The sequence below is a fragment of the Lactobacillus isalae genome (assembly GCF_947539375.1).
Classification (GTDB): Bacteria; Bacillota; Bacilli; order Lactobacillales; family Lactobacillaceae; genus Lactobacillus; species Lactobacillus isalae.
Map to the genome: position 1 here is coordinate 1,580,296 of NZ_OX443569.1, position 22,957 is coordinate 1,603,252.

The window sequence follows — 22,957 nt, forward strand, 5'->3', positions numbered from 1 at the left end:
TACGCAGGCACAAATAAAGTGTCTGCGTATTTTTTATTTATCTAAATAATTTTTAGGAATTTTATCTCCAAAAGATAGCAACTTTTGATACCAAAAGTAGGAGTCCTTTAAGTACCGTTGATAGCTTCCCTTTCCTAAATCATCCAAATCAACATAAATCAAGCCATATCGCTTGGACATTTGGGTAGTTGATGCTGAAATCATATCCGTCATTCCCCACATACAATATCCCATCAATTTTATCCCATCATTTTCTAAAGAAATTAGCATCTGTCTAATATGCTTACGCAAATAATCAATTCGATAATCATCATGAACCTTTCCACTTTCAGTCAAACTATCTTTTGCACCTAATCCATTTTCTACAATGAATAAAGGTTTTTGATAGCGATCATATAAATTGATTAATATAATTCTTAATCCCACTGGATCAATCTGCCAACCCCAATCACTAGTCGGTAAATATTTATTATAAACTCCCTCAGTTCTATTTGCTTTCGTAATTTTTAAGCCAGTAGTATCAAAAGCAGTACAAATAGAAGAATAATAGGAAAATGCCACAAAATCTGCCGTATTATCTCTAATTACTTTTAGTTCTTTTTCTGTTATCTTCACGTTAAGTTTTTTGAGCTTAGATAATAAGTTTAACGGATAGTTACCACGAATTTGAATATCGCTAAAATTATAGCTTTCTCGCATTACTTGTACACTTTTTAGGCTATTTCGAGGATCGCTATTGTAAGGATAAACCATCGTGCTAGTAATCATCGAGCCAACCACCAGATCAGTATAGTTCTCATGAATATATTTTGTAATTAATGCAGCTGCAACGAATTGATTATGCATTGCTTGGTATATAACTTCTTCAAAACTTTTATTTGGAAATCTATCTTTAACTAACCCAGCTGAAGAAAAAGGATGACGTAAAATACTATCAATTTCGTTAATAGGAATCCAATATTTCACTTTTTTATGAAAATGATCTACAACCGTTTTTGCAAATCTCATAAAATAATCTCTGACTTTTGGATCATACCAAGCATCATAATTTAAAACTAAATTTAATGGCATTTCATAATGTGACAGCGTAATAATTGGCTCAATATTATATTTATGTAGCTCATCAAATAACTTGTCATAAAATTTTAGACCTTTTTCATTAGGTTCGTTATCATCACCATTTGGAAAAATTCTACTCCATGCGATTGAAGTTCTAAAGGTGTTAATTCCAGTAGCAGCCAGTTTTTTTATATCTTCGGGGTATGTATGATAAAAATCGACCCCGTGTCTCTTTCCCCAGCCATCGCTTTTCTTGTCTTTAATAGCTTTTTTAATCTCATAACTGGTTATATCATTTGCGACTTTATAACCTGCCTTAGCTTTTTTAGGATCATAACGTTCACAATCAGCAATTGAAAGTCCTTTACCATTTTCATTCCAAGCACCCTCTACTTGATTAGCTGCTGTCGCAACGCCCCACCTAAAGTCTTGAGGGACATGATAATATTTCATACTATTTTCTCCTAAGCTAATACAATGACATTGCTACTCGTTGTAACATCTTTTTTCTCATCCTTTTTAGTCACAACTGGCAATACTTCTAAGAAATCTTTACTGTTCAACACAATCATCATAACTGTTGGATCATAGCCAGCTTTTTTAATTTTATCAATATCAAAAGCAACTAATTCTTGTCCAGCTTTTACATGGTCACCCTTTTTTACTAATTGCTTAAATCCATCACCATTCATTTGAACAGTGTCAATCCCAATATGAATTAAAACATCTGCATCATTATCTAAATGTAGTCCAATTGCATGTCCGGTATCAAAAGTAGCTGTAACTACTCCATCATCAGGTGCGTATATTTTACCTTCACTAGGAACGATTGCAATTCCTTTACCCATTACTCCACTAGCAAAAGTTTCGTCATTAACCTCACTAAGTGGTTCAACCGTTCCTTTTACAGGGCTCTTTAAATCATGCTTTTCATGAGTTTGTTCAAATTTTTCTTTTTGCTTATTTTTTTCTGACTTTTCGTCCACAGGATCATCAAATCCGATTACCCACGTAGCTATAAATGTAGCTACACTAGCAACAATAATTACAATAATAGCTTGAATAACAAAGTTTTCAGTTTTAGAAACCCACATTGGCAAACTTAAAAATGCAGGAGTTACGTAAATAAAGGCTTTAATCTTCATAAAACTTGCAACAACACCAGCAATTGCACCACCAATCATTGCACCATACATAGGTTTCTTTAATGGCAAGTTAACACCAAACAATGCTGGCTCAGTAATTCCGCCTAAATAAGCAGTCGCACTTGATGACAATGCTAAGCTCTTTAATTCTTTATTTTTACTCTTCATACCTACAGCCAACGAAGCAGCTGCTTGAGACATATTCGAACATAGCGCAACTACACGGATAATTGGATCGAATCCTTGAGTAGCGACTAATTGTATACTAATTGGACTTAAGGCTTTGTGAATACCAATTGAAACAAGCCATGGATATGCAGCTGCTAAGATCGGAATAGCTACAATACCAGCATTATGGAATAGCCACATAGAAATAAATCCAATTCCTTCTGAAATCATGTTAGAAATTGGTCCAATTACTAGGAAGATTAGTGGAGCCGTAATTAACATTGTTAACATTGGCACCATAAAAATCTTAACCATGTTAGGAGTATATTTCTTAACATACTTATAAATGTAAGACATAATCCAAACAGAGATAATCGCAGTAATTAAAGTAGAAGAGTACTTGATCAACTGCACCGGCATCCCTAAGAAGTCCACTGGCTTTTTAGCTGCAACCATTGCTGTCCAAATTGGATGCTCAGTTACTAAGCCCATAAAAGCACCTAAATATTGATCAGTATTGAATACTTTAGCGGCAGAGAATCCAATAAAGGCTGGCATAAAGAAATATCCAGTATCAAAAATCAAATTCAAAATTTGATACGTCTGACTTTTATCTGAAAGTAGGCCACTAATCGTTAAAATCAGAAGTAAAACTTTACCCATACCAGCACCAGCAAGTAATGGAATAGCTGGTGCAATGGACCCTGTAATAACACTGATTACAGTATCGAAAATATTTTTCTTTTCTTTAGGCGTAGACTTATAACTATCGTCATTTTCAATATTAATCATTTTAACCAAATCATTGTAAACATCTTCTACAGTGCTTCCAATAACTAATTGATATTGTCCAGCCTTTTTTACAACTTGCAGAACGCCCGGAATTCTTGCGGCGGCTGCATCATCCGCTTTACTTTCGTCTTTTAAAACAAATCGTAGTCTTGTTGCACAGTGGACAACTGATTGAATATTATCTTCTCCACCAACAGCGGCTATGATTTGTTTGTTCATCTTTTCATAACTCATTTTTCTTCTCCGTGTACGATCTTGTTAATATGTATAGCTAAATACATGATTTCTTCATTGTTTAATTCATAATTGTATTTTTCCGAAATATACTCTTTTATCTTTAAAGCACATTTATAAGCTTCAATATCACTATTTTTTATTACGTTTAAAATTTCTCTACTTAAGTCTCCAAAGCTTGATTGATCTTTTTTATACATCATTGCTTTCCAGAAGAACTTCAAATGAACTGCAAAACGATTATAATTTAAGGATTGATAATCAATATCAATATGAAAATAGTATCTAACAATCTTAGTAATTGACTTTATAAAATCAACAGATTTACTAAAGTCACTGATATCATTTCCAAGCTCTCCACTAATGATATGTACCGCAATAAAACCTGCTTCATCTTCTGGAAAATTCAAATCAAATTGCATATCTAACAACTTTAAAGCCCATAAACCATATTTGTATTCTTTTGGATAGTAATTTTTAACTTCCCAAATAAATTTATTACTTAAATACAAACCCTTTTTCGCTCTTTCTACACTTGTAGCAAGGTGATCTGTCAAAGTAATATATACACTATCAGCTAATTCGATATTCTCTTCATGTTTCAACCTATCCACAATTTTCTGTGAAATTTGAAAGAAAATAGGATCTGTTTCATGAATTGTCTCTAGTAATAACTTTCTTTGACTATCAGACAATGGCGTAAAAATTTTATATATCTTCTGCTTATCAAACTCATCTCCAACTTTTTTACCATAAGCAATACCTTTACCAAGAGCTATAATTTCTTCATGATCTTGGTTTTCACTAATCACAGCGCTATTGTTTAAAATTCTAGTTATCTTCATCTTGCCTCCTTAAAGCAACAAAAAAAGCCCACTTAGCCCTTTATCAACAGGGTTAAGTGGGTTTTGTGCAAAAAGTTGCTACAATCTCACTACATTCACTTTTCACATGTTATGTTACCGCTTTCTTGGATATAGTTCAAGATGAATTTTATCCTTTTTTCAAACTCAAATGTCCATCTAACATTTCATAGATTTTATCAGAATACTTATTAAGCCTTAAGTCATGAGTAACTAAGATAATTGCTTTTTCTTTTTGCTTAGCTAAAGATTTAAATAGTTTCCCTACTTCTTCAACTTTTTCACTGTCTAAGGAAGCAGTTGGCTCATCTGCCAAAATAATTGCTGGATCCGCATATAAAGCTCTTGCAATGGCAACTCTTTGCTGCTGACCACCAGATAATTCTTTAGGATATTTATTTACCAGCTGCATAATTCCTAATTCATTTAATAGGCCATCAAGTGCATCTTTACTCAGATTGCCGCTTTTTTTAACTTTATCTACTAAGATGAATTGTTCACGAACTGTTAAGTATGGAACCAAATTATAAGCTTGAAGTACAAAGCCAATTTTATCTAATCTTAAGGCATCCGCTTGCTTAGGAGAATAATTAGTTACATTTTCTTTTCCAATAAAAACCTCACCAGAAGTTGGCTTTTGCAAAGCACCGGCGATAGTTAAAAATGTACTCTTACCAGCACCAGAAGGACCTTCTATTAGAACTACCTCTCCTTTTTGAGCCTCAAAGTTAACATCCTTAAGGGCATCAACTTTAGCACTTCCTTGACCATAGGATTTACTTACATTTTTTAATTCAATTACTGACATATAAATTTTCCTCCTAAACAGCCTTTGAAGGATCCACTTTAAGAATCGACCTAATCGGAATTAACCCACCAATTATCCCCATTAAGATCATTCCAACAAATGTTGAAATCATAATCCACGGTGCAAAATCAATTGGTACTGTAGCTGGCATTACACTAACCGTACCCAACATCAAAATATATGCTAACGCCGTACCTAAAATCACTAAGATAAGTGATTGACTAAGCGTTGCACCAATTAGAGTCTTGCTTGGTATTCCTTGTGCTCTTAAGACTGCATAATTTGGCATCTTTTGAATGGTTAAAATATATAAAAATACTGCAATAATAATTAATGAAATTACAAATAGAAAGCCAATCATTAATTCAAAGGTGGAATTTTGTGCTGTATAACCAGGAAGCTTATTAACAAAAGTTTGTTTATTATATGATTTAACATTCTTAGTCTTGAAGTCTAAGTTTTTCTTGGAGATAATTCCTGATGCAACAACATTAGGAGCCATAGGACGTAATTTCTTCCAAGTAGCCATCGTACCATAAGCAATTGGAGCAATATTAATTTTGGCATTTTTTAAGAAACCAACGATTTTATATTTTTTGTCGCTACCGTTTAAAGTAACTTCATCGCCAAGACGATATCCCCGATTCCAAAGAATTTGATCTACTGCTATTTCATTATCATGTTTAGCCTTGCGTCCCGATACGACTTCTAAATTTTTATAAATATATTCACTTTTATTTAGACCAATAAATTGAGCGGAAACTGTTTGATGCTTCTTTTCTTTTACTACAATTGGAACTATTCCAATATAACTGTCATTATCTGTCTTTTTAAAATCCTTTAATTCTGTTTTAGTTAATAAAGACTGATTTAAATTCACATTAGAATTATCATTTAAAACAACAGATTGCGTCTGCCAACTATTAACTGCTTGCGTATTTTCTGAAGCTAAACCTACCGATAATGACGACAGCATGAAGATCAAATATGCAATTAAAAAAATCATTAGTGTAATTAATCCATATCGCAACTTCTCGTATTTTATTTCTTTTAGAGCTAAAAACATTTTTTCCTACTTTCCTTCTAATAAACACAAACTTTCATGATATCTTTTTAAAATTTTGTCTTTATTCTTTTTATCAAATAAAGCTAAATCAATAGCTTCATGAGTCAGAACCATTGCAGCCCAAACTTTAGAATTTAAATTTAAAAAGGCTAATTTTTTCTTTTTATTTTCACCAATAAAAGCCTGATTCTGACTAATATGCATCTTAACCAGATCCAAGTAAACACTGTTCTCGGTCTGGTTAATAAAATCAACGGTCATTTTATAAAAAGCTTCTGGATCAAATTCCCTTAGTCTTGATGGAGGCCCCATATGAACTTCTTTCATCGCTAGACCGTATAGATAGCTATAAGCATCTTTTAAATCTCCAAAATATTTATAAAATGCACCTCGCGCAATTTCTGCATCCTTTACAATTCTTGCTACTTGAGCTTTAGCTAACGGATAAGTGCTGAACTCTTTTAAGAGTGCTTTTTCAATTTTTTGTTTCTTTTCATCCGAAAGATTTATAAACGTCTCACTAACCATATCATTTCCTCATGTGACATCGTGTCATTTAACTTGTTTTAAGTTTATTCTTAAAGTGACACCGTGTCAACTTTTATAACTAAAAAAACTCATGCTAAATTTGCATGAGTTTCATTACTAGGCTAAAACACGATTATAGTAAACTAAAGTACCATAATCTTTATTAATATCTAATTCTGCCAAACCACAATTTTGCATTTGATCAAAGTACTTAATATCACCATTAGTTAAAAAGTGAGCGCAAATCATTCTACTTACCACACCATGACAAACTACTAAAACTGTGTCATCAGCATGCTTTTGATATAAATCATCAAAGAATGCAGCAATTCTCTTTCTAAAATCTTCGCGCTTTTCAACGTCTGAAGCGTATTTATAGATATTGTCGTTAATTAATCCTTTTTTATTAAAAGCGTCTGGATATTTAGCACGATATTCCGCAGAAGATTTTCCATCCCAAGAACCATAATTTAATTCTTCAATTCGCTTATCAGTTTGAATTGGAGTTTTATCTCCTACAAAAATTCGTGCAGTTTCTTGTGCTCTTTTTAAAGGACTTGCATATATTGCATCAAATTGACTAGGATCAAAATTCTTAGCCGCTTTTTCCGCATATTCACGTCCTTCTTTACTTAAATCAGGGTTAACGCTTGATCCTTGAATCATACCTTGCTTGTTTAGTTCAGTAGTTCCATGACGTAAAATTACTACTCTCATAAACTTGATTACCTCTTAATTCCATAATATAAAGGCTCCGTCCGATTAAAAGTCATCAATCTTGGCCGCTCAATATCATTCTTCTCAAAATGAAGTTCTGTAAAACTAACATTTCTGACTGTCATTACATCTTCAATTTTTAGTTTAAACCATCGAGCTATTAAACTCCTAATTACAAATCCGTGACACACAATCATAATTGTCTTGTCGTTTGCCTTCGGCTGAATTTCTGATAGAAATTCTTCTACTCGATCAGCTACTTGACTAAAAGTCTCACCATTTTTCGCATAATCCGCATACTTACTATTAATTGTTCCCAAATCATCAAAAGCATCTGGATATTTTACTTTCAATTCTTCCGCATGCTGACCATCCCATGAGCCAAAGTTCATTTCTCTAAGTCTATCATCAGTAATAATATCTTTTTGAAAATCAGTTAAAATCTGTGCCGTTCTTTTAGCTCTAATTAACGGACTAGCATATACTTGATCAAGTTTACTGTTATCAATTAATTTACTTACTTCTTCTACTTGTTTAACGCCTGCTTGGCTTAAGTTAGGGTTACTAGTACCGCCGGAGATCACATCTGAAGTATTGTGTTCACTAACTCCATGTCTTACTAATAACAGATCCATATCATCACAATCCTTTATTCTTTATCCAAGAAAATATTATACTAAAAATTCATTAAGCTACTAAATTATCTCACATGTCAGACTATAATAAAGTCAGACAAAAAGAAAGTAGGCATTAATATGGCAACAATTACAATTGAGCGTGATGGACTTAACTTAGTCGGAACGCGTGAAGAACCCTTTGGTGAAATCTACGATATGGCAATTATCTTCCACGGTTTCACTGCTAACCGCAACACACTCCTCCTAAAAGAAATTGCGAGTGATCTACGTGATGAAAACATTGCTAGCGTTCGTTTCGACTTTAACGGACATGGTGATTCTGATGGGAAATTTGAGAACATGACTGTTTTAAATGAAATCGAAGATGCAAATGCTATTTTAAATTATGTTAAAACTGATCCTCACGTACGCAATATTTACTTAGTAGGTCATTCACAAGGTGGCGTAATTGCTTCAATGCTTGCTGGACTTTACCCTGACATTATTAAAAAAGTAGTCCTTCTGGCTCCAGCTGCTACACTAAAAACTGATGCTCTCAAAGGAAGTACGCAAGGCGTAACATATAACCCGGACCATATTCCTGACCGTCTTCCTTTTAAGGATTTAACATTAGGTGGATTTTACTTACGTGTTGCGCAACAATTACCTATTTATGAAGTATCAGCGCACTTCACTAAGCCAGTCTGCTTAATACACGGTACAAATGATACAGTTGTCTCTCCTGATGCCTCAAAGAAATACGATCAAGTATATGAAAATAGTACTCTGCATTTAGTTGAGGGTGCAGATCATCGCTTTAGCAATGACTATCAAAAAACTGCAGCTGAGTTAACTGCAGAATTCTTACAAGATAATAACGCTTTTTAATTTATTATCAGCAAAAAAGAGAGATCTACTGATCTCTCTTTTTTTATCGCAATCAATTACAATTTCTTAAAGACATAGTCTTCTTCTGTAGAATCTTCTTCTGAAAAAGCATAGCCAAAATCAGAGAAGCTTTTCAAATCTTCTGGTTTATTAATCTGCTCTTTAGCTGCAAATCTAACCATTTCTCCACGAGCTATTTTGGCATGTGTAGCAATCTGGCGCCATTTTCCATTTTTATTTTCAAGGAATTTAATTGTAATTAGCTTCTGGCCATCTTTTAAATATGGTGAAATCAGGCGTGAATATTCTAAAGAAGCTAAATTTATCACAGTTTCTGTGTTAGTAAATAAATTTTGGTATGGCAAATCTTCCCAAAAATGATAAAGACTATAATCTTTAAAGCCAGTCATTTGAGTTTTTAATTCTAAACGATATGGAATTATTCCATCAAATGGTCTCAAAATGCCATAAAAACCAGACAAAATCCGCAAATGATCTTGAAGATAGTTTAGCCCTTCTTGCGGTAGGATATCTCCAGCTAAATATTGATACTGAATTCCAGAAAACGCTAAAATAGCCGGCGTTAAATTTCGATCAAGTTTACTTGTTAAAAGATTATTTTGATTTGCACGAACAATATTATCATTTGCTTTCCACAAGCCTTTTAATTGGTCAAAGTCTCTAGTCTTCAAAAAGTCTAACAACTCTTGAGTTTTATCTAAAAAAACTGGCTCTGATCTCACTAAAAAAGTATCTTGATCAACCTTCATTTTTTTAGCAGGGGCGATAATTATTTTCATTTGTTTATCTGACATTGGCAACCACAACAAATAAAATAATCAGGCTAACAACTGCTAAAGCTGCCGATGCTATTAACTCCACTTTTCTTTTTTTCTTATCTTGCGGATTAGCTACAATATATCTGGCACTAGTAGCTACACTAACAAATAAGAACATTATAAATAGCCATAAAAAAAGACCAACAATATTTGGTAATGCCCAATAAATTTGTAAGGAAACTAAAACCGCTAAAATAATCGTACTAATTATTAATCCACGTAAGAAATTAACATTTTCATGTTTATGATAATGAAGTACAGTTTGATAGCCAAAATATACAATAAAGCCAATTGTAACGTATAAAATAATATTAAAAATAACCATTTTTTCGTCCCTTCTATAATCACTTCAATTATACGTGAAACCATTTTGCTTTGCTTAATATTTATTTTCCACTTATAATCAATCTTGAAAATGACATAGAAAGCGAATAATAAAATGTGTGAAAAAGAAGATTTAAATATTGGACTTGTTTTGCAATATCAAGTCGCTCCTAAGGGCACAATTGATGCAGATGCTCTTGTGCGTCATGCAAGAGACTACGGGTTTAGAGGCGTAAGTATTAAAGACGGCGATGACTCGCAAGCAGCTGCCTTACAAACTGCTTGTCAAAAATACGCAATTAAGTTTTGTCAAAAACGTCCAGCTGAAAAATTAATCTCTCCTGACGTCTTAGCAAAACTAATTGCTGCTAGATTAGATAATATGAATATCTATTTTGAAGTTGAATTAAATCAAGATGGATCAATTAAGCCAGAATCAGATCCAGCAATGAAGACCTTACAAAAATGGATTGATCGATTTGGTCATGCCTACTATGAAAGTCGCGCTGACCATGAAATCAAAGCGGACGAAGATAACGTTCATATTTTCTACAATGCCATTGCTAAGTATCAACGCTACATTTTCATTCATATTCCACTTGAAGAAAGTATTGAATTAAAACATGTTCCTCATGTTGAAGAAGCAGTCTGGATTGATACTAGAAACGAAGTAGAATTTAGGCAAGATGGTGATCATTTGGAGCTTAAGTTAGATCGCCAAACAGACAATGAAGATTTCTCTGTTTACGGTTTACGCCTTCAACTTCACCGTCCTGAAGATGATTTGGGCAAAACTGAATATTAAAAGCAAAGAAGATATCAAGGAAATTTCACCTAGATATCTTCTTTTTTATTTATCGATTAATTGAGCGAGCCATACGAGAAATTGTATGATTCATTCCTCTAATTGTCTTACTTAATTCAAAAATAGTATCTGTTGGCGGAACTACGCCCCAGCCTGCGTCTCCAATATGTTGAATATCAACACCGCAAATTTTGTTTTGCAAGGCAATATCATGAACGGTTTGAGCACCTGAACTTTCTTGGCTAGTACCAATTGTACTCATCACCAATCCTCCATGCGTATGAACGATTTTTACAATCTTGATTAATTCTTCGCTAGTAAAGCCTGGAACCGTTCCAACAGCTGGAACCAAAATCACATCTGCTCCAGCATCTAGAAATGCCTTAACTGATTCTTCACTAGCCACTGGTTCGTCTACACCAGCTCCATGCATTTTTCCTGCAATAATTAATCCTGAAAAGTTTTCCTTAGCTGTTTTTACAGCCTTAGCAATCATTTTATTAGTCACGCCTGTACCTGGATTTCCAGTAAAGCAAACAAAGTTAAAACCTAATTTTTCAGCAGCTTTCATTGATTCAACTGTTGCAGTACGGCCTGAAGAAATATGTAATTTGGTTGATTCCATTTCTGCACGATCATCAACCGGCTCTAAATTGACACCAATCGGACGACCTGTTAATTTTTGAAGTTTTTTAACAGTGCCTTCTGCATTATCCACTTCTAATCCACTTACTTTTGGCTTTAAAGTATCAAAAAGATTCAATAAAATTAAGTCCGCTCCAAAAGCTGCAGCAATTTCTGAAGTTGTTAATCCATCAATTGCGGGCTCAATAACCACATTTTCGCTTAAAACTGTTCTACCTTCGCTAGCCTTAATGCTTTGCTTTAATTCTGCACCATTCATCTTTAGTATTTCACTAGCATTCGCACTTATAATTCTTGTAACCATGTTTTTAGTCCTTCTTATTTTCTTCAACAACTTGACGATTATTCAAAGCTGCCACAAACGGTAAGTAAATCAAAATATCAACAACAATATTAAATAGTTGCAAAATTGAACCTGCGATACTATTAGTTGCCAAAAATCCGGAAATGATTGGTGGCATCGTCCATGGAATAACGGTTCCAGTACATAATGGTACCCATCCTAATTGCATTGCTATGTATGTAATAATTGCATTAAACATTGGTGCAATAATAAATGGAATAATCAAAGTTAAATTTAAAACAACGGGCAACCCAAACATTGTTGGCTCATTAATATTAAAAATACCCGGGATAATAGTTAATGGAGCTAAAACTTCATTTTGCCTACTTGCACGTTTTCTCCAGACTAAATAACCTATACATAAAACTAAACCTATAGTCGCACCAGCACCACCCATGTAAACAAAGTTATCAATGAAAGGTTGAGTAATAATATTACCACCATGTGCCAGATCCAATTTTCCAGATTGACTTAAAACTCGGTTTGCATTAACCAAATTGGAGACATTGCGGTATTTACTACATTTCCTCCGTGAATACCTACAAACCAAAACAGACTCACTAGAATAATTGATGCTAATGTTCCAGGCAAGGTATTTCCAAGTAAGCCTAATGGCTTAGCTAAGATATTCATAATTACATCATGTAAGTTACCCCAATGTGCCCATGAAAATAGCCAGTAAATACAACCAGCTAGGAAAATACATACAGCACCTGGAATTAAGGCTGAGAAACTCTTAGCTACTGCCGGTGGAACCGTATCAGGCATCTTAATTTGGATATTATGATTAATAAACCATTGGAAAATCCAAGCACTGAGCAAGCCTAAGAAAATTGCAACGAATAAACCACGACTGCCAAGATAAACATACGGAAAACCTTCAGCAGGCACTTTATCGCCACTCATAATGCTTGGCGTTACAATGAAGAATACCGAAGCTGAGATAATCCCAGCAGAAACACCATCAGTTTTATATTGGTTAGCATAGCTCCACGCAATTCCAAAAGCCGCAATTAGACCCATGATCCCAAAAGACCCATTACTTACTTTAATTAAAATCTGCGACAAGCTTACACCATGCACAGCAGTCTCAGTTAAGAAATAAGTCCAAGCCTTAACCGGGAAACTATTAATAACCATAAATAATGAACCTGCAATAATTAGTGGCATCGCCATTGCAATACCATCACGAATTGCAATTAGCGGCTTAAAGGCGCCAATTTTTGCTGCAATGGGCATTACATTTTTATTCACCCAAGCATTGACAGCATTCGATCTATTACTCATTTTTCTAATCCCCCTTTTATTAATAGTTTTAATTTATTATTTAAAGAATTGGTATATACCTATATTATCATAAAGCGCTTTCTTAATCAATTATAAGCACTTTCTTTTAAACAAAAAAAGCATCCCAATATAAGGATGCTTTAATTACCTTCATTATTCTTCATCAGGCAATATCAAAATATAATTCAATAACTTATTTGCATTACTGCGATTATCTTCAAAATCTTTAATAGTCTCATTTAATTCAGCTAATTGATCCGTAATAATCCCATTAACATTCTCATACATCATCTTCATCATGATATTTGATTCATTTACAGTCCAAGCATAAACAGGTTTGTTTTGAAGCTGCGCTTGCCATATAAAATCATTATTTAAAGTTGAATATTCCATAGAATATCCATCTGCAAGACTCTGGGGATAAGTAAAATTATAGGGCTGAATATATAAGACAAACAGTTTAGGATTAATCTGATGCAGGCCTTCAATAACGCGGTAATCTAGTGATTGAACCTGATACTCGCGTTTAAGAATTAATTTACTATATTTTTTATTAAATCTTTCCAGCATTTTAGGCGAATCATTAGGCGTTGTTTTAACTTCAATTAATAATTTTTGCTTTAGCTTGGCAGCAACCCTTAAATATTGGTCAAAGCTAGCGATTTTGGCATGATGCCCATCTTCATGAAGCGTAATTTTAGTTAGTTGCTTTAAAGTTAAATCTTTTGGCGTTTTACTGATACCAGCTAGTTTCTTTAGATTTTCATCATGCATAACCACAAATTGGTTATCCTTTGTTTCATGCAGATCTATTTCGACATAATCAGGATGAAGTTTAGCAGTTTTCTTCAAAGCGGGAATAGTGTTTTGGACACCATTTTTATCACTAACTCCGCGATGCGAAATAGTGAGAGGTCGCTGCATATCAGCACCTTTCAAATAAAGAGCATTGTTAACGCCAGCGGTTAAAAGAAAAATAGTTATTAAACATAGGTCTACTATTTTAACTGTCTTTCTTCTCGCAAACTTTACTTGTGTTTGAGGTTGAAAATTTTCCAATGGCTGAACAATAATCAATATAGAAGCTACACTAGTCCAAAGCGCAACAAACTCACTGATTATTTGAACTAATAGTAAATTAAATGTAGCAAGACTCAAGCTGAGAGCATTTGACAGGTGATCAAATCCCAATTGGCAGAAATACACCAATAGATAAAAAGCAAATAAGATTAACCCGGCACTAATTCCTAGTACTAATAAACGACTTAAAAGTGTCCACCAAGATTTATGACTAGTTAATCTCCAGCTTTTTTTCATTGCAGGCAGAGTTTTTTCTCCTTGGTAGATCATTATAGGGAGGGTCAAAATTAAGCGAATCCCCAAGATAAAAGCAATAATGTAAAAGATTATTACCCCACTAGCTAACCAAACGTTTCGCATCAAGAAATCCAAGATAAACTCAGGTATTTGAACTTTTGCTAGTAAAGGAGTTCGGTAAACAGTATCCGCAAAAGGAACTACTAATAAAAAATATAGTGTTAATAAAAATACAGAACTAACTCGGACTGATTTATAGGCCTGAAATAGTTCTTTTAACAAAAATTTAAATACAAACTTTCCTTGAGAAATCTCTCTAATTCCTAATAGGATCAGGGCAAAGACACCATAAATCACCACAAGTAAAGCAACTAGTTCAATAAGTAAACTTAAGAATACAAGAGTATGAGTTGTAATAATAGTAATAATATTTTGATAGGAAATAAATGGAATTGCGCTAGCCTTTAAAATTCCTGTTGTTATATATCTGAACACTGGAATTACTAACATCTGAGTAAAAATATCTATTCCAACTAGTAAGGCTATATATTCTAACAGATGCTGTCTAAAATTCTTAGAGTAGTGATTTATTTCTCGAAAAATGTCCTTCAAAAATTAACCCCCGTTATTGCTTTTTTTATTAACATTTTACAATTTTGCCCATAGAAAAAGGAATCCTATTTATTTCGGATTCCTATTTTTTAATCTCAGCTGTTTTTACATGAGAAAAAATCAATTTACTTAATTCTTGGAAAAACAACCTATCTTCTATATTTCTCCCCTTATAACTACTTAATACAGTACAAAATACTGGCGCTTCTTTTGTCATAAAGACACAAACTTCATGACAAGCTTGTCGATCTCTTCCTAGTTTATTATAGGTAACGATATTATCTCCATAAAAAGTTAAGTCTGTAGGAATAGTATGATTACTCAAGCCTTTACGAACTAAAGCACAAAATAGATTTTTTGTAGTCATTAAGTGCGTTATAAGTTTATCAATGCTTATAGCTGTACATTCATTATCTTGACCAGTAGCTGAGTAGCGCATTAGCTCTCTACCCAATCGCAAACCGGGATAGTTCTCCTTTAGCCACTCATCAATTTCATAAACATCAAACCTTTCAATTAATAAGTTAGTTGCTACATTATCTGAAAGTGCACTAGTTAAATAGACTAAGTCTCGAACGCTCCAATTAGTGCGACGCAAATCACCAATAATTCCGGCACCCCGTACTCGAGAAAGATCAGTAACTTCCATTTTTTCATTAACAATGTCTGGATTCTTTTTCCACTGATCTTCAATATACGCTGCAATCGCCAGATCAATCAAACTTCCTGCTGGAAAAATTTTCTCAGCTTGATGCTGATACATTATCTGATCGCCATGTTTAACAATTACACTTGCATCAATATCATACTTTTGGATAATTTCAGTAATTCCATCCTTTAACATAAAGTAATCGCCTTCCCTTATAGATTAGACAAAACTTAACTTACATTATCTTATATATTATGTCAGTATTTTTATTTATAAAAATATTTTAAAACTTTTTATTATTGCGGATCAAGATGGGGTTAATTTTTTAATTGATTGGTTATTAATTCAGTATTCCTAAACCGTTCTTCTAATTTAGGCAAATCTTGATTAATTGTTGCTAAAAACAATACGCTTGAAACGAGCATTTCAGAAAAGAGTGAGTTAATCGCACCGACTCTAAGCAGTTTTTCATCGGTTGATACGCCCAAAACCACATCACTCAATTCAACTAAAGGAGATTGACGAGAGCGAGTAACTGCAATAATTGGAGTATTATTTTTACGAGCTTGCTGAGCCATTAATAAGATTTCCTGTGTTAAACCACTATAAGAAAAGATTACTAAAACATCTGTTGAGCGAGAATAATATATTCGTTCCAAAGCAATATGAACATCTTGATTAAAAATCACATTTTTATCGCTACGGATAAACTTATAGTAAAGATCTTGAGCAGGTAGACCTGAAGCTCCTACACCAGCTAAATAGATTCGATCTGCATTTTTCAAAAAGTTAATTGCTTGATTCAATGCCATTCCATCAATCAAATGAGCTGTCTGTTCAGTATTTTTTTCAATGCTTGATAAAAGTTTTTGTAAGACAATATGCGGATTATCATGATTTCCCACAATTGGATCAATTGTATTCTCATTTTCTTGCGGGGTATCTTGAGCAAGTTGAATTTGAAAATCTTTTAACCCCTTAAAACCGAGTTGCTGACAAAAGCGAATCATCGAAGCAGCACTAGTTTTAGTAATTTTGCCTAAACCTTGTGCATCTTCTTGCAAAAAAGTTTTAGGATGTGCAAGCAAATAATCGGCAATCTTTTTAGATGCGCCCTTAAAATTAGGATAGTTGTTTAAAACCTTAGTCGATAAATCCATAATGTACCTCTATTTCTAATACAACATTTTAAGGTGCTGAAATATTATTTCAAGATTCTTGCACAAAGTTTAATAATCTTTTAGCTTCTTTTCTTAAAGTATCGTCATCATTACATTCAGATAATTTATAACCTACAAAATAAGGTGGTGCATAAAAGCGTGGAATAATCTTGCAGCAAATTTCGCTTTGATTTGGATAGAAAAATAAATTATAGGAATCACAGCGACCGCCATACATTTTCTCTAAAGTATAACGTACTCCATATTGAATCCAATCTGCCCAAGAGTTTACACCACTATTTTCTAGCAAATTAATATTTATCTCTTGAAAGCCCTGAACAGGATGAGTCGCAAAATTAACTTCTATATTATTTGTTTTAAAGACAGTAATTCCAGTAAAATTATTTTGATGAATATATTTATAGCCATCTTCTTTATTTAAACCTACAATCTGCATATGAGGGTGTGATAAAGAACCATTAGACTTAGGCCCAAAGTTTTTATACCAAAGTACTGACTTAAATTCACTGCTTTGTTCCATTTTATTGAAACACTTCAAAGCAAATTTCATCAATTCACGATTATATTCCTTTGAATAGTTGCTTACATCTCCGTCGTGCTTGTCAGATTCAATCAGTACGGTCTGCTTAGTATCCTTTAGAGTTGGAAAACGATTAGCTAGCCAAATCATTGGTCCATTAGTCTGATAGATATCAGTCAAGTGTTCTACATCGCAAAAAGGACAAGTATTATCCTTCTTGTCATTAAAACTGGATGGTTTATCTTTAGCTATTGCAAATTCAAATATAAGTGGATCGTTATTCAATTTCATCTCTCCATCCTAAAAAACATTTGCACTTCAGACCATAGTCTACTATAATAATCAGTGAAGGCGGTTGAAGCGCTTTCATATAACATTTTGTAGCTTTCCTTAACTTTACTCTTTCGGTCACTTTTCCGAAAGAGTTTTTGTTTACTCAAGAAAGTACAACACCTAAACCTTTGGCTTTAGCGTCTTGAATTAAACCCGCTACTCGATCAGAAACATGATCGCGTTCAATATCAATTGCATCACCCAGTTTAAAATCAATAGCAATTTTTACTAAATTTAGATATGCATCTTCACTATCCAATTCAGTTTCACCGCCAAGCTTTTGACTACGAAAAGTAACTAAAACTGGAATGTCAGTCATAATGCTCTTAACTTTATTAGCTACTTCAAGCAGCCGATTCATTAAAACCACATCTTCAAAATAATCTATTCTCCACTCCATCATTTCAGGTTGGAGCTTTTTTATTTCTTGGGCTTGTTTTAGTACATCAGCTTCACTTCTTCCAGTATTAACTAGAGTTGAGAAAGCTTCATTCTTTACTGATACTTGTTTTTTATCAAAACTCATCTTTTTTCTCCAAATAAAAAATTGCTACTTAAATTATAGTAGCAATTTTATTTTCATTCATTAAAATTTATCTCTTTTAATACTCCGAATGATCGCAATTACAAATACCATAATACTACATCCCATACCAAAGTAAGCCATGTAGCCAACACTGAACATCTGACCAATTTGAGCTGGATTAATTTGGTGATTAATCGCAAATTGGTTAGCCCATTGATGAATAAGAGTTGGAGTTAAAACAAATAAAACTGTTGAAATACCAGATCCAACTAACATTGCCCGGCGTGAATAAGGCTCTCTAAAGAACTGAGCTAACACACAAATAGCTGGTGCAACCATTAAAAGAAAAGTCCAAATCATGATCCATTTACCAGCAGGGTCATTCATAAACTGACCACTGTTTGCAGCGTAGCGATACGTTCCCCATAGGCTACCTCCCAATAAATTATCCAGCAAGCCAACTACATTTGCTCCCTGCGCAGCGTAGACATTATTTGTGCTAGCAGCTGCACCTTGCAGCATTTTTAGCATATCTTGCGAACCAGTAGTTTGAAAATTAATAGTTACGACTTGTCTCATATAAGTAGATAAAAACATGATCATTGATGCTCCTAGCTGCAATGCTTTAAGCAAATGAAGTGTCTTATTTCCACCTAATTTAAATTCTAAGCTAAAAGTGCGGCCAGGATTCTTACTTTTAACAATGATAAAAGCACTAACAATTGCAATAACAATTAGAATTACCAGCCCAAGCCACCACTTAGTCATAATAAAGATAATTGCAAGCACAATTAAAGTTACTGAAACATAGGGACGATTTAAAAATAAATCCCAAACATTTACTTTGCCGTGGCTTGCTAAACGTTGTCGATATTCTTCCCTAGTTAAAACGTTTTGATTTTTCTTATCTTTAGAGTCTTGCATCTTGCTCATTACACTCAACCTTTAACTTATTTTGCTAATCAATATTAGCACGTTCCACCATTACGCGCATTACTTTTTTTAGAAAATTAAACAACTTAAAGAGATCATGAAAATTGATTTAAAAAACACTATGCTAAAATAGATTATTGAAAAAATAAGACATATTTTGGATTGGGATGACTATGTGAGTAAATCACACTCTTCTACTTTGCCAAATAGCTGGCATAAAACATTTTATATACTTTGGCTAGGCTGTTTTATTACTGGACTCGGTTATTCAATGACAATGCCTTTTATCTCTTTATTTATGGCGGAACTAGGTCACTATAATAAATTACAATTAAACCTTTATTCTGGATTAGCCTTTGCCATGACTTTTATTGCCCAGGCCATTATTTCTCCTTACTGGGGAAATCTAGCTGACCGCAAAGGTAGAAAACTAATGTGCATGCGTGCTGCCGGCGTTATGAGTTTAACTATCTTTATTACTGGTTTAGCTCAAAGTGCCCTTTTTATTATCTGCATGCGGTTTTTACAGGGCCTGTTTTCAGGCTATATTAATAACGCAACTGCTTTAATGGCTAGTGAAACGCCTCACCAGCGTAGCGGATGGGTAATGAGCCAAATGATGACCGCTGGAACTGCTGGCAACTTAGTGGGACCATTAATTGGTGGTGCCCTATCTAGCGCCTTAGGTTACCGGATTCCTTTCTTTATTACTGGTGGACTAATGTTTTTAACTTTTCTAGGAACTTGGTTATTAGTAAAAGAAGACTTTACTCCAGTTTCTCGTGAAAAGATAAAACCAATGAGCAAAATAATGCATGAGTTACCTAACGTTAAATTAATCGTCATTATGTTTATAACTACTATGATTGTTCAATCATCAACCATGTCAATTGATCCTATTGTTTCTTTATACGTAAAATCTTTAATACCCCATAGTAATAATATTGCCTTAATCGCTGGTATTGTTGCAGCAACACCTGGTCTTGGAACTATGCTTTCGGCTTCTCATATTGGACACTTAATGGATCATATTGGAGCTGATAAAGTTTTGCGTTGGGGACTGCTTATTGCTACAATTTTGTTCATCCCTATGACTTTTATTCCAAACGCTTGGTCACTAGCCTTTTGGCGTTTTCTTTTAGGTATTGTTAGTGCTGGCTTACTTCCTGCTGCTCAAACAATTCTAACTTTGAATGTCCCACCAGAAGCATTCGGAAGAGTTTTTTCATATAACCAATCTTTCCAAGCAGTTGGTGCAGTTTTAGGGTCTTTACTAGGTTCAACTATTTCTGGTATGTTTACTTATGAATGGGTATTTGCAGCAACGGGATTTACACTTTTGATTAATTACTTAATCATGCTACTCTCCTCTCGTCGTCAAAATGCCTAACTTGTTAAAGGAGTAATTATAATGAAAACTATTGGTATTACCGCAAGCATCAAAAATAATCAATTAGTCGTTGATCGTAGCATTATTGATACTGTTGTAAAATTGGGATATCTTCCTCTTGTCTTTGCTCCAGTAAGTTTAAAGACAATGCCCTTACCAAATGTTAATTTTGATGCTTTGATCCTTAGTGATGGTCCTGATATTACACCAATTTTCTATAACGAAGAACCACTTCCTGGACTAAAAGAAACTGATCCACATCGAGACCAATTTGAGCTAAATTTAATTAAAAATACTCATGATTCTAACTTACCGATTTTAGGGATTGGGCGCGGAATGCAAATGCTAAATGTAGCCTTCAACGGAACTCTTTTTCAAGATATTTATGCTCAAAATTCAGGCGCTGGTATTCAACATATTCAACCTAATGACTTGTCATTAGAAAGCCATCACGTAAATGTAACCGAAGAAAGTGAGCTTGCTAAAGCAACCGGTACTCATCCTTACGTAAACAGCAATCACCACCAAGCAATTAAGACAATTGCCAATAACTTTAATATTGTAGCAACTGCACCAGATGGAATCATTGAAGCCATTGAGTCAACTGATCAAACAATGCTCGGAATTCAATGGCGTCCAGATAAATTACTAAATGATCCAAAGCAAGAGAAGATCTTTACCAACTTTTTTGATAAGTTGAAATAATAAAATAAGAGCTAGAGAGAAAAAATTATTCTCACTAGCTCTTATTTTATCTATTATCCTTTTTACCTTCGCATAAATTCAAATGAACAATCTTATTAAACATTGCCTTTTCTTCAGGCGAAATCTTATGGGCAACTTCAATTACTGCCACATGAGGATTTTTCAATAACGTTTCATGGATTGCAAGAGATAGATTAGGATCTAAGGCACTAGTAGCTTCATCTGCTAATAAAATTGGTCTGCCAGACAAGAGTGCCCGTGCAATTTCAATTCGTTGAATTTGACCACCTGACAAGCCATTTCCAGCTTCACCAACTTTATGATCTAGACCTTCTTTTTTCACCAATTCATCTAATCCTGCTAAATGAATAACCTGCTTTAATTTTTCATCGCTAACTTTTCTGCCTAAAGTAATGTTAAAGCGCAAGGTATCATCAAACATAAAGGGTTTCTGGTTAACATATGAGAAGTAGTTATGAGCTTTAGCCCAATCTCCAGTTACATTTTCTCCATTGATTAAAATTTTTCCCTTTACTGGATGCTTTAATCCTAGCATTAGTCGAAGCAAAGTAGTCTTTCCCCAACCACTTGGAGCCATGAGCAAAATCTTTTCGCCAGGTTTCACCTGCAAATTAACATCGGTAAAAATTGTGTGCTTATCAGATTTAGTTTGGTAAGCAAGATTTACAACATCCAATCCTTGAAACTTCTCTGGTTTTTCTGAATTTTCAATTGCTTCATAATTAAGGGCTTTTTGTGTCTTTTTCCACATTGGTACAGTAGACTTAACCTGATTGAACTCATTAAAGAGGGTTACAACTGGTGTAATGAAGTTCATTGCTAGGTCAACCATCATAAATAGCGTACCCACGCTCAAACTTCCTTGCATCATCATTATGCCACCAATCGTACATGGAATAATAAAGCAGAATAATTCGGCAGCTGAGTAAATCAACTCTAACGCCCAAGCCTGCGTTAAGTTCATATTACGCAAGGCATTTTCCATATTTTGAGCTGAATGAGTCGCTCTCACTACAATATTATCTTTAACATTATATAGTTTAGCCGATTGAGCGCCATTTAAAGAATCCGAAACATTTTGCGTATAGTTAGCATTCGTTTTAGCCCAAATCTTAGACTTTTTAGTGATAATTCTACTTGTAAAAATTTGTACAATTGCCGGAGCAGCCATCGCAACTACAAAAATAATCGTCATTTGCCATGAATTATACAAGGCAAAAGCTAATGATCCAACAAAAGTTAAGCCTTGATAAATCATATCGAGTTGCGCCGTAATTCGATTAGTTTCAATTTGCTTTAGATCGTTAGTCATAAGCGACAAGCCATTTTTAATATCAGGATCACCTTGATCAACTAAATACTGTAAATTAGCTTGCTTAAAGACCATGTTAACATCACGAATTATGCCCATTTTTACTTGTTCATAGACAAAATTACTCATCATAAAACAAAGCTGTCCTAACGCAGTCAAAGCTGCTAAACGTACTAAGTGCATCACATCTTTTGAATGTGATGATGCGACATTTAGCATAATTTTAATCATATAAGCTACAAATAAAATATTACAGGCCTTTATCGCAGCTAAGATAGTAAACCAGATCACCTGACTTCTTCTTGCATATTTTAAACTCATCTAAAACTC

General features: G+C 33.9%; 22 protein-coding genes and 1 pseudogene. 4 read left to right on the plus strand and 19 right to left on the minus strand.

The features are described from left to right. Nucleotides 1–33: 33 nt before the first annotated feature. From QM512_RS07730 to QM512_RS07765, 8 genes are all read right to left on the minus strand, one after another. Complete coding sequence (locus tag QM512_RS07730) at nucleotides 34–1,512, minus strand: glycoside hydrolase family 1 protein (RefSeq protein ID WP_282805146.1); 1,479 nt, start codon at nucleotides 1,510–1,512, stop codon at nucleotides 34–36. 11 nt (nucleotides 1,513–1,523) lie between these two features. Further along, entirely contained in the window at nucleotides 1,524–3,398 is a 1,875-nt protein-coding gene (locus tag QM512_RS07735; RefSeq protein WP_282805147.1) for a PTS beta-glucoside transporter subunit IIBCA, read from the minus strand. After that, entirely contained in the window at nucleotides 3,395–4,243 is an 849-nt protein-coding gene (locus QM512_RS07740) for a PRD domain-containing protein (protein ID WP_282805148.1), read from the minus strand. Before QM512_RS07740 ends, QM512_RS07735 begins: the two co-directional genes overlap by 4 nt. A gap of 148 nt (nucleotides 4,244–4,391) precedes the next feature. After that, nucleotides 4,392–5,069 (minus strand): ABC transporter ATP-binding protein, encoded by a 678-nt coding sequence (locus tag QM512_RS07745; RefSeq protein WP_282805149.1) that lies wholly within the window; start codon nucleotides 5,067–5,069, stop codon nucleotides 4,392–4,394. A 13-nt stretch (nucleotides 5,070–5,082) separates the two neighbouring features. Beyond that, on the minus strand, nucleotides 5,083–6,135 hold the full coding sequence (locus QM512_RS07750) for an ABC transporter permease (protein ID WP_282805150.1): 1,053 nt from the start codon (nucleotides 6,133–6,135) through the stop codon (nucleotides 5,083–5,085). A 6-nt stretch (nucleotides 6,136–6,141) separates the two neighbouring features. Then, on the minus strand, nucleotides 6,142–6,663 hold the full coding sequence (locus QM512_RS07755) for a TetR/AcrR family transcriptional regulator (RefSeq protein ID WP_282805151.1): 522 nt from the start codon (nucleotides 6,661–6,663) through the stop codon (nucleotides 6,142–6,144). Nucleotides 6,664–6,780: 117 nt separating this feature from the next. Continuing rightward, nucleotides 6,781–7,380, minus strand: coding sequence for a histidine phosphatase family protein (locus QM512_RS07760; RefSeq protein WP_282805152.1), 600 nt, complete (start codon nucleotides 7,378–7,380; stop codon nucleotides 6,781–6,783). An 8-nt stretch (nucleotides 7,381–7,388) separates the two neighbouring features. Further along, on the minus strand, nucleotides 7,389–8,015 hold the full coding sequence (locus tag QM512_RS07765) for a histidine phosphatase family protein (RefSeq protein ID WP_282805153.1): 627 nt from the start codon (nucleotides 8,013–8,015) through the stop codon (nucleotides 7,389–7,391). Nucleotides 8,016–8,135: 120 nt separating this feature from the next. Between QM512_RS07765 and QM512_RS07770 the strand changes: the two genes are divergently transcribed. Beyond that, nucleotides 8,136–8,885 carry an alpha/beta hydrolase gene (locus QM512_RS07770; protein WP_282805154.1) on the plus strand — a complete coding sequence of 250 codons (750 nt, stop codon included), beginning with the start codon at nucleotides 8,136–8,138 and terminating at the stop codon, nucleotides 8,883–8,885. Nucleotides 8,886–8,941: 56 nt separating this feature from the next. Here QM512_RS07770 and yaaA read toward each other — a convergent pair whose 3' ends face one another. Both yaaA and QM512_RS07780 read right to left on the minus strand, forming a co-directional pair. Beyond that, entirely contained in the window at nucleotides 8,942–9,700 is a 759-nt protein-coding gene (yaaA, locus tag QM512_RS07775) for a peroxide stress protein YaaA (protein WP_282805155.1), read from the minus strand. Then, complete coding sequence (locus tag QM512_RS07780) at nucleotides 9,690–10,049, minus strand: hypothetical protein (protein WP_282805156.1); 360 nt, start codon at nucleotides 10,047–10,049, stop codon at nucleotides 9,690–9,692. Before QM512_RS07780 ends, yaaA begins: the two co-directional genes overlap by 11 nt. A gap of 114 nt (nucleotides 10,050–10,163) precedes the next feature. On the opposite strand from QM512_RS07780, the gene QM512_RS07785 reads away from it, so the two are divergent. Continuing rightward, nucleotides 10,164–10,853 carry a hypothetical protein gene (locus tag QM512_RS07785; RefSeq protein ID WP_282805157.1) on the plus strand — a complete coding sequence of 230 codons (690 nt, stop codon included), beginning with the start codon at nucleotides 10,164–10,166 and terminating at the stop codon, nucleotides 10,851–10,853. A 49-nt stretch (nucleotides 10,854–10,902) separates the two neighbouring features. Here QM512_RS07785 and QM512_RS07790 read toward each other — a convergent pair whose 3' ends face one another. The 8 genes and pseudogenes from QM512_RS07790 to QM512_RS07825 all read right to left on the minus strand — a co-directional run bounded on the left by QM512_RS07790 (nucleotide 10,903) and on the right by QM512_RS07825 (nucleotide 19,199). Next, nucleotides 10,903–11,802, minus strand: a complete 900-nt coding sequence (locus QM512_RS07790; RefSeq protein WP_282805158.1) for a DUF7916 family protein — start codon at nucleotides 11,800–11,802, stop codon at nucleotides 10,903–10,905. Nucleotides 11,803–11,806: 4 nt separating this feature from the next. Beyond that, nucleotides 11,807–13,128: pseudogene (locus tag QM512_RS07795) on the minus strand (PTS sugar transporter subunit IIC). A 153-nt stretch (nucleotides 13,129–13,281) separates the two neighbouring features. Beyond that, nucleotides 13,282–15,057, minus strand: coding sequence for a glycerophosphodiester phosphodiesterase (locus tag QM512_RS07800; protein WP_282805159.1), 1,776 nt, complete (start codon nucleotides 15,055–15,057; stop codon nucleotides 13,282–13,284). Between the two features lie 82 nt (nucleotides 15,058–15,139). Beyond that, on the minus strand, nucleotides 15,140–15,901 hold the full coding sequence (locus QM512_RS07805) for a serine hydrolase (RefSeq protein ID WP_282805160.1): 762 nt from the start codon (nucleotides 15,899–15,901) through the stop codon (nucleotides 15,140–15,142). Nucleotides 15,902–16,023: 122 nt separating this feature from the next. After that, complete coding sequence (locus QM512_RS07810; RefSeq protein ID WP_282805161.1) at nucleotides 16,024–16,866, minus strand: MurR/RpiR family transcriptional regulator; 843 nt, start codon at nucleotides 16,864–16,866, stop codon at nucleotides 16,024–16,026. A 49-nt stretch (nucleotides 16,867–16,915) separates the two neighbouring features. Continuing rightward, complete coding sequence (locus tag QM512_RS07815; RefSeq protein ID WP_282806459.1) at nucleotides 16,916–17,692, minus strand: DUF4931 domain-containing protein; 777 nt, start codon at nucleotides 17,690–17,692, stop codon at nucleotides 16,916–16,918. Between the two features lie 151 nt (nucleotides 17,693–17,843). Beyond that, on the minus strand, nucleotides 17,844–18,266 hold the full coding sequence (locus QM512_RS07820) for a type I 3-dehydroquinate dehydratase (RefSeq protein WP_282805162.1): 423 nt from the start codon (nucleotides 18,264–18,266) through the stop codon (nucleotides 17,844–17,846). Nucleotides 18,267–18,326: 60 nt separating this feature from the next. After that, complete coding sequence (locus QM512_RS07825) at nucleotides 18,327–19,199, minus strand: cytochrome C5 (RefSeq protein ID WP_282805163.1); 873 nt, start codon at nucleotides 19,197–19,199, stop codon at nucleotides 18,327–18,329. A 175-nt stretch (nucleotides 19,200–19,374) separates the two neighbouring features. Between QM512_RS07825 and QM512_RS07830 the strand changes: the two genes are divergently transcribed. Continuing rightward, nucleotides 19,375–20,589 carry an MFS transporter gene (locus QM512_RS07830; RefSeq protein ID WP_282805164.1) on the plus strand — a complete coding sequence of 405 codons (1,215 nt, stop codon included), beginning with the start codon at nucleotides 19,375–19,377 and terminating at the stop codon, nucleotides 20,587–20,589. Between the two features lie 21 nt (nucleotides 20,590–20,610). Further along, nucleotides 20,611–21,294 (plus strand): gamma-glutamyl-gamma-aminobutyrate hydrolase family protein, encoded by a 684-nt coding sequence (locus QM512_RS07835; RefSeq protein ID WP_282805165.1) that lies wholly within the window; start codon nucleotides 20,611–20,613, stop codon nucleotides 21,292–21,294. A 46-nt stretch (nucleotides 21,295–21,340) separates the two neighbouring features. Here the strand turns inward: QM512_RS07835 and QM512_RS07840 are convergent, their stop codons facing one another. Further along, nucleotides 21,341–22,948, minus strand: a complete 1,608-nt coding sequence (locus QM512_RS07840) for an ABC transporter ATP-binding protein (RefSeq protein WP_282805166.1) — start codon at nucleotides 22,946–22,948, stop codon at nucleotides 21,341–21,343. Nucleotides 22,949–22,957 lie beyond the last annotated feature (9 nt).

Excerpts from the sequence above, each read along its gene's own strand:
- QM512_RS07785 (WP_282805157.1), top strand. The coding sequence starts at position 10,164 with ATGTGTGAAAAAGAAGATTTAAATATTGGACTTGTTTTGCAATATCAA.
- yaaA (WP_282805155.1), bottom strand. The coding sequence starts at position 9,700 with ATGTCAGATAAACAAATGAAAATAATTATCGCCCCTGCTAAAAAAATG.
- QM512_RS07740 (WP_282805148.1), bottom strand. The coding sequence starts at position 4,243 with ATGAAGATAACTAGAATTTTAAACAATAGCGCTGTGATTAGTGAAAAC.
- QM512_RS07755 (WP_282805151.1), bottom strand. The coding sequence starts at position 6,663 with ATGGTTAGTGAGACGTTTATAAATCTTTCGGATGAAAAGAAACAAAAA.
- QM512_RS07825 (WP_282805163.1), bottom strand. The coding sequence starts at position 19,199 with ATGAGCAAGATGCAAGACTCTAAAGATAAGAAAAATCAAAACGTTTTA.
- QM512_RS07750 (WP_282805150.1), bottom strand. The coding sequence starts at position 6,135 with ATGTTTTTAGCTCTAAAAGAAATAAAATACGAGAAGTTGCGATATGGA.
- QM512_RS07840 (WP_282805166.1), bottom strand. The coding sequence starts at position 22,948 with ATGAGTTTAAAATATGCAAGAAGAAGTCAGGTGATCTGGTTTACTATC.
- QM512_RS07735 (WP_282805147.1), bottom strand. The coding sequence starts at position 3,398 with ATGAGTTATGAAAAGATGAACAAACAAATCATAGCCGCTGTTGGTGGA.
- QM512_RS07745 (WP_282805149.1), bottom strand. The coding sequence starts at position 5,069 with ATGTCAGTAATTGAATTAAAAAATGTAAGTAAATCCTATGGTCAAGGA.
- QM512_RS07835 (WP_282805165.1), top strand. The coding sequence starts at position 20,611 with ATGAAAACTATTGGTATTACCGCAAGCATCAAAAATAATCAATTAGTC.
- QM512_RS07820 (WP_282805162.1), bottom strand. The coding sequence starts at position 18,266 with ATGAGTTTTGATAAAAAACAAGTATCAGTAAAGAATGAAGCTTTCTCA.
- QM512_RS07730 (WP_282805146.1), bottom strand. The coding sequence starts at position 1,512 with ATGAAATATTATCATGTCCCTCAAGACTTTAGGTGGGGCGTTGCGACA.
- QM512_RS07810 (WP_282805161.1), bottom strand. The coding sequence starts at position 16,866 with ATGGATTTATCGACTAAGGTTTTAAACAACTATCCTAATTTTAAGGGC.
- QM512_RS07805 (WP_282805160.1), bottom strand. The coding sequence starts at position 15,901 with ATGTTAAAGGATGGAATTACTGAAATTATCCAAAAGTATGATATTGAT.
- QM512_RS07780 (WP_282805156.1), bottom strand. The coding sequence starts at position 10,049 with ATGGTTATTTTTAATATTATTTTATACGTTACAATTGGCTTTATTGTA.
- QM512_RS07765 (WP_282805153.1), bottom strand. The coding sequence starts at position 8,015 with ATGGATCTGTTATTAGTAAGACATGGAGTTAGTGAACACAATACTTCA.
- QM512_RS07790 (WP_282805158.1), bottom strand. The coding sequence starts at position 11,802 with ATGGTTACAAGAATTATAAGTGCGAATGCTAGTGAAATACTAAAGATG.
- QM512_RS07770 (WP_282805154.1), top strand. The coding sequence starts at position 8,136 with ATGGCAACAATTACAATTGAGCGTGATGGACTTAACTTAGTCGGAACG.
- QM512_RS07760 (WP_282805152.1), bottom strand. The coding sequence starts at position 7,380 with ATGAGAGTAGTAATTTTACGTCATGGAACTACTGAACTAAACAAGCAA.